Origin of the sequence: Sphingopyxis sp. C-1, from assembly GCF_001047015.1 — a bacterium.
Taxonomy (GTDB): Bacteria; Pseudomonadota; Alphaproteobacteria; order Sphingomonadales; family Sphingomonadaceae; genus Sphingopyxis.
Genome location: NZ_BBRO01000001.1, coordinates 1,535,439 through 1,549,110 on the forward strand (window position 1 = coordinate 1,535,439; position 13,672 = coordinate 1,549,110).

General features: G+C 62.1%; 10 protein-coding genes. 8 read left to right on the forward strand and 2 right to left on the reverse strand.

Annotated features, from left to right (window positions below; translation table 11 throughout):
• Nucleotides 1–9: 9 nt before the first annotated feature.
• From dpdJ to SC1_RS07055, 7 genes are all read left to right on the forward strand, one after another.
• Complete coding sequence (dpdJ, locus tag SC1_RS07025) at nucleotides 10–4,593, forward strand: protein DpdJ (protein WP_238586603.1); 4,584 nt, start codon at nucleotides 10–12, stop codon at nucleotides 4,591–4,593.
• On the forward strand, nucleotides 4,593–5,120 hold the full coding sequence (gene dpdK, locus SC1_RS07030) for a phospholipase D-like domain-containing protein DpdK (protein WP_062179395.1): 528 nt from the start codon (nucleotides 4,593–4,595) through the stop codon (nucleotides 5,118–5,120). Before dpdJ ends, dpdK begins: the two co-directional genes overlap by 1 nt.
• Complete coding sequence (dpdD, locus tag SC1_RS07035; RefSeq protein WP_062179398.1) at nucleotides 5,117–7,252, forward strand: protein DpdD; 2,136 nt, start codon at nucleotides 5,117–5,119, stop codon at nucleotides 7,250–7,252. Before dpdK ends, dpdD begins: the two co-directional genes overlap by 4 nt.
• Before the next feature lie 410 nt (nucleotides 7,253–7,662).
• On the forward strand, nucleotides 7,663–8,778 hold the full coding sequence (locus SC1_RS07040) for an ABC-three component system protein (protein ID WP_062179401.1): 1,116 nt from the start codon (nucleotides 7,663–7,665) through the stop codon (nucleotides 8,776–8,778).
• On the forward strand, nucleotides 8,759–9,259 hold the full coding sequence (locus SC1_RS07045; RefSeq protein ID WP_152682325.1) for a three component ABC system middle component: 501 nt from the start codon (nucleotides 8,759–8,761) through the stop codon (nucleotides 9,257–9,259). Before SC1_RS07040 ends, SC1_RS07045 begins: the two co-directional genes overlap by 20 nt.
• Nucleotides 9,256–11,184 carry a DUF3732 domain-containing protein gene (locus SC1_RS07050; RefSeq protein WP_062179407.1) on the forward strand — a complete coding sequence of 643 codons (1,929 nt, stop codon included), beginning with the start codon at nucleotides 9,256–9,258 and terminating at the stop codon, nucleotides 11,182–11,184. Before SC1_RS07045 ends, SC1_RS07050 begins: the two co-directional genes overlap by 4 nt.
• A 168-nt stretch (nucleotides 11,185–11,352) precedes the next feature.
• A complete protein-coding gene (locus SC1_RS07055) occupies nucleotides 11,353–12,381 on the forward strand; it encodes an IS110 family transposase (protein ID WP_062179410.1) in 1,029 nt (342 codons plus the stop codon).
• A gap of 328 nt (nucleotides 12,382–12,709) precedes the next feature.
• On the opposite strand, the gene SC1_RS07060 is transcribed toward SC1_RS07055, so the two are convergent.
• On the reverse strand, nucleotides 12,710–13,156 hold the full coding sequence (locus tag SC1_RS07060) for a hypothetical protein (protein WP_238586604.1): 447 nt from the start codon (nucleotides 13,154–13,156) through the stop codon (nucleotides 12,710–12,712).
• A gap of 6 nt (nucleotides 13,157–13,162) precedes the next feature.
• On the opposite strand from SC1_RS07060, the gene SC1_RS21505 reads away from it, so the two are divergent.
• Complete coding sequence (locus SC1_RS21505) at nucleotides 13,163–13,282, forward strand: DUF1993 domain-containing protein (protein WP_238586605.1); 120 nt, start codon at nucleotides 13,163–13,165, stop codon at nucleotides 13,280–13,282.
• Between the two features lie 7 nt (nucleotides 13,283–13,289).
• Here SC1_RS21505 and SC1_RS07065 read toward each other — a convergent pair whose 3' ends face one another.
• A complete protein-coding gene (locus SC1_RS07065; protein ID WP_083435721.1) occupies nucleotides 13,290–13,637 on the reverse strand; it encodes a response regulator in 348 nt (115 codons plus the stop codon).
• Nucleotides 13,638–13,672: the final 35 nt, after the last annotated feature.

A 13,672-nucleotide genomic window follows, 5' to 3' on the forward strand; every position in this document is an offset into this window, starting at 1 on the left:
ATCATGCCCGTGTCAGATCACGCCCTCGCGGTACTAGACCGCATCGAAGCCATTGAGATGCGCTCCCTCAAATGGGGATTCACCGACGGCGCGCTGAGCGAGGACGAAGCCCTCGATCTCGGCGATCAGGTCTGCGAAGCGGCCGGCGTCAATGGCACCGACGGGCAGGACCTCGTCGAGGAATTGATCGACGCCAAGCTGATCTTCGAGATGCCGAGCGTTGGCGGCGACGTTCGAATTCGCTCACGCTTTGCTGAAATGATGCGGTTGCTGGCCGCCAACCGGCAACTCTTTCCCAACAAGCCCTGGCAAGGCGCGCCATCGCTCGTCGCCGACTTCCGGGTTGATTGCCGGCCGCGACGCTTTCCGAAGCGGCAGCGTCTGCCCGCCGATATCCTCGCCGAGCACGCATCCGTGCTGGGCGAGTCACAATTGCGTCAGGATTTGTGGCGGGGGCTGACTGCGCGCGACGGCATGAAGTTGGCCGGCTTTCAGGAGCGCGCGGCGCTACGTCTATCGGCTGCCACGGACGATGGCGGCACAATCGTCACCGCGGGCACCGGCAGCGGCAAGACCATCGCCTTCTACCTGCCCGGCATGATCCGCATCGGCGAGGCGATTGGATCCGACCATTGGGTGAAGGCGATCGCCATCTACCCACGGATCGAACTGCTCAAGGACCAGTTCGCCGAGGCGTTCCGTATGGCGCGGAACATCGATCAGACGCTCGCCGCGTACGGGCGCCGACCGCTCATCATCGGCGCCCTATTTGGCAAGACCCCGACCCGCGCGACCCGGCAGGAACTGATCGACAAGAGCTGGGTTCGACGCGGCGAGGACTTCGTCTGTCCCTGGATTCGTTGTCCACGCTGCGACAGCGAACTCGTCTGGCGCGGCGTCGATATTGCGGCGGGTACAGAACGGCTGACCTGTGTCCAGCCGGGCTGCGGACAAGCGATTGGGGAAGACCAGATCGTTCTGACCCGGACCCGGCTGCAACGAAATCCGCCCGACATCCTGTTCACGACGACTGAGATATTGAACCAGAGACTGTCCGATCACTGGATGCGCGGCCTGTTCGGCGTGGGGCTTCCGGCGACGCGCAAGCCGTTGCTTGCCCTGCTCGACGAGGTCCACACCTATGAGGGCGGAACCGGCGCACAAGCCGCACTAACGCTGCGGCGATGGCGGCATTTGCTGGCCGCGCCGATCTCCTGGGTCGGTCTGTCCGCCACGCTGGGCGATGCCGCACGCTTCTTCTCTGACCTGACCGGCGCGGACTTGGACGACGTGGTTGAGATCACCCCAACGCTCGAAGAATTTGAGGAACAAGGCGCCGAATATCAGATTCTGCTGCGCGGCGACCCGGCGTCGCGTGCATCATTGCTCTCGACGACGATCCAGACCTCGATGCTGTTGCCCCGACTGCTCGATCCGCCCGGGGTGTCCAACACATCCGGTGCCTTTGGTCGGCGCGCATTCCTGTTCACTGACGACCTTGATGTCACCAATCGCCTTTATGACGACCTGCGCGACGCCGAAGCCTTCACGATTTTCGGTCGGCCTGACGCGGCGCGAATGCCCTTGGCAAATATCCGCAGAGCAGGACCGGACGCCGCGGTGCGCGATGTCGAGGGCCAGCGCTGGCGGATCTGCGAGGATATTGGCCACCCACTCGATCGCCGCCTGGTCGTTGGCCGGACCACTTCGCAGGACGCGGGCGTCAATCAATCGGCCAATATCGTTGTAGCGACCGCCGCACTCGAGGTCGGATTTAACGACCCGCTGGTCGGCGCCGTCATCCAGCACAAGGCGCCGCGCGGCATGGCGTCGTTCCTGCAGCGCAAGGGACGCGCCGGCCGCGACCGCGCGATGCGCCCGATCACGCTAACCGTCCTCTCAGACTATGGTCGCGACCGCGCATTCTACCAGGCGTTCGAACATCTTTTCGACCCATCGCTCGAGCCGCAACATCTCCCGATCCGCAATCCCTATGTGATGAAGATCCAGGCAGTGTTCGCGCTGTTCGACTGGCTGGCGGCGACCACCGCCGGTTATGAAAAGGCCTGGCAGTGGAACCTCCTCAGCCGTCCGTTGCCGCAAGCAAGTCCCGCCGAGCGCGCGGTCCTCGATCGCACCCGCGCCAAGCTGACCGAGCTGGTGCAAGGCGACGCAGCAACCATCGACGACCTGCGAGCCTACCTCATGGGCGCGCTTGGGATCGACCGTGCGGCGGCCGACACTTTGCTGTGGGAAGCGCCACGCTCGCTGCTGCTCGAGGCGGTGCCCACGCTGGTGCGTCGACTGTTCCGCAACTGGCAATTGGCGATCCCCAACGCCGGCGCGACGCTCGATCTGCAGGTCGACCACCATCCGCTGCCCGACTTCGTTCCACGCAATCTGTTCAGCGACCTGAGCCTGCCCGAAGTGCGGGTCATCATCCCGCCCGCCACCGTCAATCACGAGGAGCGGGTCGAGCAGATGCCGATCCTCCAGGCACTCAATCAATTCGTGCCGGGGCGCGTCACCCGCCGTTTTGCGCATGAGCGCGGCGCGCTGTCGCACTGGATCCCGGTCGACCCCGCATTTTCGGAGCAGACCCGCCGGATCAGCGACTACGCGCTCGAGCATGAATTTGTCGGCAGCTTCACCGGCAGTCTCAACGACCACGTCGGCGGACCGCCGTTGCTGGTCTTTCGACCTTGGACCGTCCGCCTCGAACAGGCCGCCCGGACCGAAGCGCTGCCGAGCAGCAATGCCCGCCTCGTCTGGCAATCCGACATCGTCGCCAATGGCGATGCGCTCGGCGTGCCGGTGCCGACACGGTCGGAGTGGCGCCACCATGTTCGCGCGATTGATTTCCATCTGCACCGGTTCCGCTCGAGCGTTAATGTCCGGCGCTTCGCCGGGACTGCGCAAGCGAATGTTCGGACACTTCAGGACGATTTTCCGGTCACGCTGACCATCACCAGCGATGACGATCGGCCCGCCGCTGTCGGATTCGAACTCGAAGTTGATGGATTCAGGCTCGATCTGGCGTTGCCGCATGTCGAAATGCTGAATGGCGACCGCTTGCCGCCCGATGTCCTAGCGGCCAGCAAGCTCGCCTATATCCGCGACCTGATCCGGCTCGACACCGAGTTACCCGACGATCTCAACCAGTTTCAGCGCGAATGGCTGGTCCAGTTCCTCTTGTCAGCGCTGCTTGCCGATGCCGCGGCCAATGATCGGCCGCTTGCCGAGACGATCGCCGATCTCCTCGACGACGACAGGATCGAAGGGGTGTTCCGCACCGTCATGGACGAGGTGTTCGGCGCGATGCCCCCAACGCCGCCGGATAGCGACGACACACAAGATGGCGATGCCGACGATGAAGGCGCCGACGACGGTACAGGCGGAAGTGGCGGGCATCCGGCCGGCGCCGGTGGGGCGGGCGGAGGAGGGCGTTTGCAGCAGGCACTTCTCCTGCAACTTGGCCGTCCGATCATCCGGGACCGACTGCGCGCGCTTGCCGCGCAACTGGTTACGGTCGATCCCGCGATGTTCAGCGCTTGGCTTCGCCGGCTGATCCTCGAAACACTCGGCGAGGCAATGCTGCAGGCGTGCATCGCCGCGGCGCCGCGACAGGCTACCGTTGACACGCTTCTCGTCGACATTCGCGACGATGCCACATCCGATATTGCAAGCGTTTGGATCAGCGAAACGACGCTTGGCGGCGCCGGCGTCCTCGAAGCTTTCGCGGACCGCTTTGCTTCTGAACCTCGCCTGTTCTTCTCTGCGATCGACGCGGCGCTGGCGCCTAGCGATCTCGAACTCGTCGATGGCAGCTTGCGCGAAATCCTGACACTCAGCATCGGCGATGCCGCGATTAGTGACCAGGTCGCGCTGCTTCGGGCGACGAACTCGCACAGCGAGCGCGCGATATTGTGGCGAACGCTCTCGCACACGCTCGCGCAGCGCGGCGGCATCGATCTCAGCCATGCGCTTTCGGTTTCACTCAACAATCGCCTGTTGCGTGCCGGCTCGGGCCCCCAACTCGACAGGTTGCTGCTCGATCTTCAAACCCATTGGGACGTGACCCAGAACCGGTTCGGCATCGCTATCGGCTTGCGCGAATATGCTTATATCGCAAGTCGCGACGCCACGCTGGCAACCGCCGTTCGTGCGTTCCTAGTCGCGACGCTGCCCGCGGCGGCGATCGGTCATGTGACAATCCTTTCGGCGATCACCAGCTTGCTCTGGCCGCGTGCCAATGAAGTGCGCCAGCGCGTACTCCAGTCCTATAATCCGTTCCGCCAGACCCGTTCGACCGATCCCGCCGTTGTCCGCCATCTCCTACTAAGCCGAACTATCGCGACGATCGCGTTCAGCGATGTCGATTGGGAAACGCAACTTGCGACCGCCTTCGAAGGCCAAGGCACGGCGCGGCTTGTCACCGATGGCGGTGAGGCACGACTGTTTCGCGCTGCGCTCGTCCGGCTCGCGGCGACGCCCGTCAGCGTCGGTGTGCTACAATTCTTCCCTGCCATAGAACGCGTCGAGCGCGCGGACGGCAGAATCTTCACCACGTTGACGCTGAGGGAGCAGGTCTGATGCTGTATCCCTCACGCGATCTTCATGGACCAGCGCAGTCGCGCGCGGTGCGCGACCTGTTTCAAAGCCTGTTCGTCGCCGAACTCATCCACCCGAGCCCGAAGCTGTGGCTGTTTTTCGCCTGGATCAGCGATGTCGAGATCATCGACAATTCTGCGCGCGAGTTCGCAGCCCTCGAGCCGGATTGGCCGGCCACGCCAATCCGTTTGTCTCAAGTGCTCCGCGCCTTGCTCGCTCGCGGCGTCAAACTCCGGCTGGTGATCCGCGCCGACGGCCACAATGACTATTTCATCGCTCGACTTCATACCCTCAAGGCGCGCTACGGCAACCAGATCAAATGGACCGTGGAGAAGAGCTTCCATGCCAAGGGCCTGCTCGGCTCTGATTATTTCCTGAGCGGTTCGATGAACCTGACGCTCAACGGCATTTCGATCAACGGCGAACATCTCGTGCTGCGGACCGATCCGGCAGCGGTCGCCGAGCAATCGATCGAACTTGAATCGCGCTGGGAAGGCCAAATGGAATGATCGGCAGCGACCTCGGCGCGGCGCGGGCCGTGCTGGCGGATATCACCCCGCTTCAGCCGTGGGCGGGCGCGAGCACGGACATCGCGACGCTGTGCGCGGATGTGACCCAGTCGTTGGTATCCGAGACGTTTCCCGGGGCGCTGGTTCCCGTCATCGACAGCGCTGGATCAATGCAGATCGACGTTGCGGCGTCGACCATATCGGACTGGCGGCGGCTCAAGCCCGTTCTGCTGGCCTTCGCCGGACCGACGCTCACGGGGTTCGACGGCGTGCCGGAGCCGTTCGCCGTTACCGATCCAGTCGGTGCCCGCCTCCAACTCGCCGCGCCCGCCGTCACTGCAATCATGCGTTTACCCGCCGATAGTCGTGCTCGCATCGCCGCGTTGCGCGCAGTTTTGCGCGCGCGCGATACGCTTGCGCGCGCGCCTGAATTGCAGCGCTCGGCACCGGTTCCGACCAGTTGGCTGCTGGCGCGGTTCCAAGATTATCTCAACGTCGGTCGCCGCGATGCGGCTACCGTGATCCTCGAGCGGCTGCGCAGCGAACTTCGCCTTGATGCACTCAACGTCAAATTCCTCGAGGTTCAACTGCTCGCGACCTTCGAGGATTGGGAGTCCATCGTCGCGCTCGCCGAATTTTCAAGCCTGTGCGTCGCGCGCCGAACCCCTGCGATCACCGCGATCCTCTTGGAGGCGCTGTATCGATCGCAAATCGCCGCTTCCTTTAACGCCGAGAATGTTGCGGACACGCGCGCGGTGTATGCCCAAGACGTGCAGGGCTTCGTGCAATCAATGCGGATTACCGCTCCGCCGTCAGTTTTGCGGGAAGGGGGATGGCGCCTTCTAGGTCTGGAGGTTCTTGATGATCCTGGCCGGCAAGACCTGCGTGCGGCACTTGCGGACCAGGCCTCGCAGCTTGGCTGGATTGCGAACCTGCTACCGGCCAAAGCTGCCGCCGCGCTGCAGAAGGTGGACATTGCGGCACCCATCGATGCGGCGCGAGACGCGCTGATCCAAGTCGACGCGGTCGACAGCGTGGATCTTCTGGCGGACGCCATGACGGCGTTGGCGCGCCTCAGCACTGAAGAACTAACGCTACTGCGTGAAACGATGCCGTTCCGGCCGATCGTGCAGGCGACCGAGGAACTCGCCAGCTCTGCGCCTCCAACGTCTTGGGTCGCGTGGCTCGACCGCGCAGCCGATCCGGCATTCACCGATGCACTCGAGGTCGCGCGGCGCGGCAAGGATGAATGGGAGATCGGAGCATCGACAGCCGATCCGGTTGCTGTAAGCGCCTTCGTCGCGGCGCTCGAGAAGACTCAGGGCGATTCGCTTGCCGCGGAGCGTACGACGCAGGCCTTGCCGTATCTCGTTGCGTGGCTGCAGCGCGATGAAGACTTCCCCAGAGCAGCGCTGTCGCCGCTCTGTGGCGGGTTGCTGACCCTCTTCGCGCTCGACGGCGCGCGCGGCGCGACGATTTATGAGTCGAGCCAGGTGCTGGTCGAGGCGCTTCTCGCCGCCGGACTCAATCAGAAAGCCTACCACGATCTGATCGCTGACATCGACGAGATCGCCGGCGATGGCTTTGGTGTCGACATGATCTATTGGGTCTTGGAGCTCGTCGAGAGCTTCATGAATACGGGCGCCCCCGATTCGGAAGCGCGCGAGGCGTTTCTCCACCGCATCCTAGCCCGTATAGCGCCTATTCTGGGCCGCTTGACGCGGCTGCAACTGATAGCTGTCACCTCATTGTCAACCGAACTCGGCTGGGCGCTGCCTGTATCGCCGGCAACCGAGTTCATCCCGGCGGACGAAAGCGTAGCGACCAAGATAGCTGGGATGCGCATCGCTATTTATTCCCTGACGGAATCCTCAAGCCGTCAGGCCAAAGCGGCGTTGGAAGAAATTTGCCCGAAAGTGACGGTCGATATCAATGCCGATCACGGCGGTAGCGCCCGCCTCCGCGCCCTCGCAGAAAACAGTGATCTTTTCGTGATGACGTGGTTGTCGGCCAAGCATGCAGCAACAGACTTTATACGGACTCATCGTGGCGATCGGCCGCTAATCTACTCGCAAGGCAAGGGCTTCTCGAGCATGCTTCGTGCTGTGGAGGATTATTTTCGCGCACTGTGACATTTACACTTTTCACCTGCGGGCGCGCGGCGAAGGGGGCGATACAGATAGAACAACGGTACCATAGCCCGCCGATCAGCCACGATCGCTGTATGGGATGGATTGGGCTGTCATTTATGTTCGATTTACCTGATAGCACTGCCTTTCGCCATTCCCGCTCAAAAGCGAACCGTCTCCACTCGGCAAGAATGAACCAAATTAAGGGGTGAACAAATCGGAGGCCCCGCTAGCTTTCTTGGCCATTCGCCAAAATGAGCCAGACTATCCCGACGTTTACTTGCGTTCGATGCCCCAATCTCCGTATCTGTGTGCGAGGGGGTTATGTGGCAGATCATTCAGCAGCTGATTCGGCGAGCGGTTATCTTTTTCAGTGCCGGTACGCGCTCCTTGCGGCCTTGAGGCGCCAAGACGTGACGCCGGGGCTTGAGGTCTCGATCGAGTGTTTCGACGACATCGCCTTCTCGCATAATGGCTCGCCAGAAGAGCTTCTGCAGTCAAAACACAGCTTGAAGCCCAAGCCGATGAGCGACCGGGCGGTTCAGTTCTGGAATACGATCGGAATCTGGACCAAACGAGTGAACGATCATCCGGCTGAGCTTGGCAAGATCAAGCTTACCTTCGTGACGACGTCGACGCTTGGCGTGGATACGGCGGTCTCGCTTCTTCGCCCGGACCCCAAGAGCCGAGACGTTGCTAAGGCGGCCAAGAAGCTCGCCGAGTCGGCTGCCGAATCGAAAAGCAAGAAAGTCGCCTGGGCGATTAAGCTGTTCCTCGAGCAGACGCCCGAAATGCGCGAGCAAATAATCGGTATGGTTGAAATGCTCGACGCCTCGCCGACGATCGTCGACGTCAAGGATGAGCTGTCGGCAGCGCTGAAGCGCGCCTGCCGGCCTGAGCATATTACGGCGTTTCGCGAACGACTGGAGGGTTGGTGGTTCGGGATCGTAATCGATGCCTTGGCGACCCCCGGGGGAAAGCTCATCCCTGTTTCCCTGATCGACTCCAAGATCGACGATTTGCGCGAGGAGTTCGGGCCGGAACAGCTGCCCATAGATTATGGCACAGCGGACCCTTCTAGCGAAACAGTCGGCCTCTTGGAGCAGCGACCATTTGTCGAGCAGCTCAAGCTCATCGGCTTGGGCCCGACTGGCCAGAAGATCGCGATCGTCGATTATTTTCGGGCGCGAGAGCAGCGCTCACGCTGGACGCGCGACGGCCTGCTCCGGCAGAACGAACTCACCGATTACGGGCGCCAGCTGACCGAGCACTGGAAACGACGCCGGGGTGTCGCAGAGGGTCGCCTTCGCGAGAATATGTCCGAGGCCGAGCTGGCCGATATCGGCATGGACGTTTTCTCGACGACCACCGGCAATGCCATTCCGATCCGCGAAGTGACTGAAGCATATGTCTCGCAAGGATCGTATCACATGCTGTCGGACGACCATATTGTCGGATGGCACCCGCATTATGTCGAGCGCCTGAGCCCGGCTGCGACAGGGGATGATGATGATTCCGGCATGGAATGATCGATCGGTAGAAGACCAGGCCTTATTCAACCCGGCCTTCTGCGCATTGCTCCTGCGCGCCGCGAGCCGAGGGCATCAGGAAGGAGATACGAGCCGGGCGCTCCCGCTTGCCCACGCCTTTCTCGTTCTGCCGATAGTCCTAAATGCGCGAGTGCGTCGCGCGCTGCCGACGCTCAGGACACGCATGACGAGCTGGGTGACGGCCAATCCCGAGTTCAGCGCCGAGTTTGCCGATCGCTGCCGGGACCTGGTCGATACGACCCGCGAGGCGATCCAGATCGGATGCGCGCAGGACTGGCTGACTATTGCCGGAGACGGTCTCAGGCCGGGGACGCACCGCTTCAAACCCGATCCGCCGCGGCTCGATACCGACACGATCGACATCAAGGATTGCTACGAGGCAGCCCGCTTCGTGGGGCGTTGGATCCCCAAAGATGATCGTCAGTCCACCATATTGTCCATGCTTGGAGTTACCCCGTGAGCCTCAGGATTCTGGAAATCGGTGTCTATGGGCACAATGGCGAGGTGAGCTCGGTCAAGCTCAACGCCTCGGGCTTGAGCATCATTACTGGCGCTTCAAAGACGGGCAAGTCGTCCTTGATCGACATTATCGAATACTGCTTCGGTCGGGAGCAATGCCACGTCTCGGACGGTGTGATCCGCCAGCACGTCGCGTGGTACGGCATCCTGCTCGACCGGGGCGACAGCCGGATATTTCTCGCGCGGCGCAATCCAAAGCCGCCGAAGACGCGCGATCCGGATGTTTATTACGCCGCGGGGGCTGAACTGACGATGCCTGAGCGCGTCGACTGGGACCCAAACATCGGCGTTTCGGACATCGAGACGATCCTTACTTCGTCGGTTGGGATCTCCGAGAATGTGACTACCGTCCCCGAGGGCCAGACACGCAACCCGATCGCAGCGAACATTCGCCACGCCCTGATGTTTTGCATCCAGGACCAGGACGAGATCGATAGCCGTAAGATCTTGTTCCACCGGCAGAGTGAACCGTTCCTGCCTCAGACGATCAAGGACGTACTGCCCTATTTTCTTGGCGCAATCGACGAGGACCTATTGCGGCGTAAGGTCCAGCTCGATCTTGAGCGGAAGGAGCTGAGGAAATTGCTGAAGCTGGCCGGTGAGCGCGAGCAGCTTGCCAGCCTGTCGGCAGCACGCACCGAAGACATGTTTCGCGAGGCGCAGTCGGTCGGCTTGCTCCCGCCTGGCCCCCCGCCGGCACAGGAGATCGCGCTTGGCGGCCTTCGCGCGATCAATCCGGTTGTTCAAGAAGTGCCGGTGCCGCCGGATTCCACTGAGCCGATAGCTGTGCTTCGGCGTGAGCGCGCTGGGCTGCGCCGCGATCTCGTCGTGCTCAAGGAGCGCTTGCGCCAGATCCGGCAGGTAGAGGATGTCGCCGGTGGCTTCGCGCAAGAGGCCGAGGAGCAAAGGGCGAGGCTGGCGAGCATCGGTCTCGTCACAAAGGGCGATGTCGAGGCCTGCGCTCTGTGCGGGTCGGCCGACGTTCATGTACCGTCGGTGACGGAGATGCACCGAACTCTCAGTGGGATTGAAGAGCAACTGAGCCAAGTCCGTCGCGAAGTGCCGCGCTTGCAGGAAGCGCAAGGCGATCTTGTCGAGCAGCAGAACGGAATCGAGGACGCACTCAAGCGCAATCAGGAACAGATCGACACGCTCGCCAAGCAGGACGGCGCCTTTAGATCCGAGCGCGACAGCCAGCTGAGGCTTGCCCGGACGATGGGACGCATCGCCTATTTCTTGGAGACGCTGCCGCCGCCGCCTGCGGCGGCGGCAGCGAGCGCGGAACTCGACGCAGCCCGCAAACGGGTCGAAGCGCTTGAGAAGCTGGTCGATCCCGAGAGCAGCGAAGAGCGACTGACATCGATCCTCAATCTGATCGGTGACTACATGACGCGCGACTCAGCGAAGCTGGACCTCGAACATAGCGGTAGCCGCCTGAGGCTCGACATCAAACAGCTCGCCGTCGTTGCGGACACGCTCGATGGACCGGTTCCCTTGTTCCGCATGGGAAGCGGTGAGAACTGGGTAGGCTACCATGTGCTCGCCCATCTCGCGCTTCATCGTTGGTTTCGACAGAAGGATCGTCCGGTTCCCGGGTTCATCTTTTTCGACCAGCCCTCGCAGGCCCATTATCCTGCCGAACAGGATCGCGACGGCGACGTGTCCGAATTGCCGGACGCCGACCGTGAGGCGGTTTTCAAGCTTTTCAAGCTCATGTTTGACGTGGCGGTAGAACTGGCGCCGAATTTCCAGGTGATCGTGACCGACCACGCGGATCTCCGAGACAGCTGGTTCGCCGACGCCGTCGTCGCGCGTTGGCGCGGACAAGGACTTGTCCCGCAGCGATGGATCGATGCGCGTGGGTGACGTCAGGCGGAAAGCGGCTTATCCTTGGATGTCTGCTCGAAAGCTCGCGCCCAAACGTCCGCTCTCTTTGTTTGACACCTAAAAGCCGACCGTCTCCAAATGATGACGTGGACGGCTCTCCAACGCCCCGCGGTATAGTCCGCGGGATGAGCTGGAAGGAGAGCTACGATGGAGAAGATTGCAACAGTCGGGTTGGATATCGCGAAGTCGGTGTTTCAGGTCCACGGTGTTGATGCCGCAGGCGAAGTTGTGGTGCGCAAGCGCCTAAGCCGGGCGCGGGTGATTCCGTTTTTCGCGAGGCTGCCGCGATGCCTGGTCGGCGTCGAGGCCTGCAGCAACTCTCATCACTGGGCCCGCGAGTTGATCGCGCTGGGGCATGATGTTCGACTGATGCCGGCGCAATATGTGAAGCCATACGTGAAGCGCGGCAAGAATGACGCTGCCGATGCCGAGGCGATCTGCGAGGCGGTGACGCGGCCGACGATGCGGTTCGTGACAGTGAAGACTCCGGAGCAGCAGAGCGTGATGATGCTTCACCGGGTCCGCCTGATGCTAAACCGCCAGCGCACTCAGCTGTCGAACGCGACGCGGGCACATATGTCGGAGTTCGGGATCGTGGCGCCGGTGGGGCGCATTGGGCTCGAGCGCCTGCTGGCGATAGTCGCCGACAAAGATGACGAGAGGATTCCACCCGATGCCCGGCTCTGCCTGGAGATGCTCGGGGCGCAGCTCGCCATCGTGAAGGAACAGATCCTCGAGAACGACCGGCGCATCCGTGCGAGTGCGCGCGACACAGAAGTCGGGCGGCGGTTGATGGAGATTCCCGGCATCGGACCGCTGCTTGCCAGCGCCTTTGTTGCCAGCGTCGCCGATCCGCGTCTGTTCAAGACAGGCCGCGACCTCGCCGCGTGGATAGGCTTGGTCCCTCGGCAGAACTCCAGCGGTGGGAAGGAGCGGCTTGGCCGCATATCGCGCGCGGGCAACCAATATCTGCGCCAGATGCTCGTCGTTGGTTCGATGGCCGTCATCCGCCATGCTGAACGACACGGCACCAAACGGCCGTGGCTCATCGAACTGATGAAGCGTCGCGCAAAGAAAGTTGCAGCTGTGGCGCTAGCGAACAAAACCGCCCGCATGGTCTGGGCGCTGATGACGAGCGGAGAGCGCTATCGCGAACCGCAGGTCGTGCACGCATAGGAGATCAGGCGCCGAACATGGCGTCGCCGAAGTTGGGGAGGGCAGATAGGAGCTGATGCACAAAGCCGGTTGAAACCGCCGGATCAGGAAAACCCATTTTGGCCGGTGCACCTCGAGTGCGTCCAATTGGTCGGGACCCGATCCGCGCGAAAGGCATCATGGCCAGCGGCGCATGACAAGGCCGCATCACAGGCCGGACACATGGCTGCACCAACCAGCAGGTCGCGTCACATCCAGAAACCGCTTGCCAACGGAGGGCCGTCCACACACGGCCAAGCGGCGCCGCGAGAAGCGCAGTTCGTTCGATGACGGCGAAATGCCGTCGCGCTCATCGTCCGCTGTAAGGCTCATCTCTTCGGGTTCGCGCGCCGATCAGCACCCGGGGCATGTTTCCTCGTTCCTGAACTGTTAGAAAGACGAGGTAGGGAAGCAGGAAACCCGCGCCTCCGAAAAAGGCGATGAGCGCGAGGAGCAGGGCGATCGCACTGAATCCATTCCGCCAAGCCGTCCAAAGCGCAGAGAGGACGAGAAAGCAGAGAAAATCGAGGTTGAACTGCCCGGGCCATCCCAGCTTCGCCACGTCTCCGAAAAAGATCGGTAACAATCCAAGGCCGTGGCGGGAAATGACTACAGCGGTGTAGGCGGCCAGCGCCAGCCAAAGGATGATCAAAAAAGTACGAAACGACCCCATGGACGACAATCTGCCAGGAGAATGCTGCGGCTGCAATCGCGGCTTTGAGTCCGCGACTGGATCATGCCAAATTTCTACTTTCATGCGACGATGGCTTACGCGCCGCTGCGCAACGCAGGTCTTGCCATCGGCAAGATGGATTTCATGCCGCACATGGCCCGTCACCAAGTCGCGCCCGAATACGACCGTCGAGCAGGCTCCGGCCTGTGACCGCGGGCTACCCCGTTATAGCGGCGATTGCCCGTTCGAGCTCGGCAATCCTGAAAGGTTTGCGAAGAACTGGCCGGCCATCAAATTCAGCCGCCATGATCGTCGCATCTCCGCTCGTCGCTATGAAAGCCTTCCCGGCATCGCTCAACGCGGCAGCGACCGCCTCGCTCGTTTTGCCATCGGCAAGGTGAACATCCAATATTGCGAGGTCGAAATCTCGCTTCGCGACGAGATCCAGCGCCTCCGCGACGGTCGCTGCGGCCGCCACGATCTCGTGTTCAAGCACGTCGAGATACCCCTCGAGCATCATCGCCACCAGCGGATCGTCTTCAACAAGAAGCACCCTTATCATCATCCGTCCCTCATAGATCCGAAATCTGTAGCGCCAGT

Bases quoted from the DNA above. Each gene is read 5' to 3' on its own strand.
- dpdK (WP_062179395.1), top strand. From the start codon at position 4,593: ATGCTGTATCCCTCACGCGATCTTCATGGACCAGCGCAGTCGCGCGCG.
- dpdD (WP_062179398.1), top strand. From the start codon at position 5,117: ATGATCGGCAGCGACCTCGGCGCGGCGCGGGCCGTGCTGGCGGATATC.
- SC1_RS07045 (WP_152682325.1), top strand. From the start codon at position 8,759: ATGATTCCGGCATGGAATGATCGATCGGTAGAAGACCAGGCCTTATTC.
- SC1_RS07055 (WP_062179410.1), top strand. From the start codon at position 11,353: ATGGAGAAGATTGCAACAGTCGGGTTGGATATCGCGAAGTCGGTGTTT.
- SC1_RS07060 (WP_238586604.1), bottom strand. From the start codon at position 13,156: ATGAAAGTAGAAATTTGGCATGATCCAGTCGCGGACTCAAAGCCGCGA.
- SC1_RS21505 (WP_238586605.1), top strand. From the start codon at position 13,163: ATGGCTTACGCGCCGCTGCGCAACGCAGGTCTTGCCATCGGCAAGATG.
- SC1_RS07065 (WP_083435721.1), bottom strand. From the start codon at position 13,637: ATGATGATAAGGGTGCTTCTTGTTGAAGACGATCCGCTGGTGGCGATG.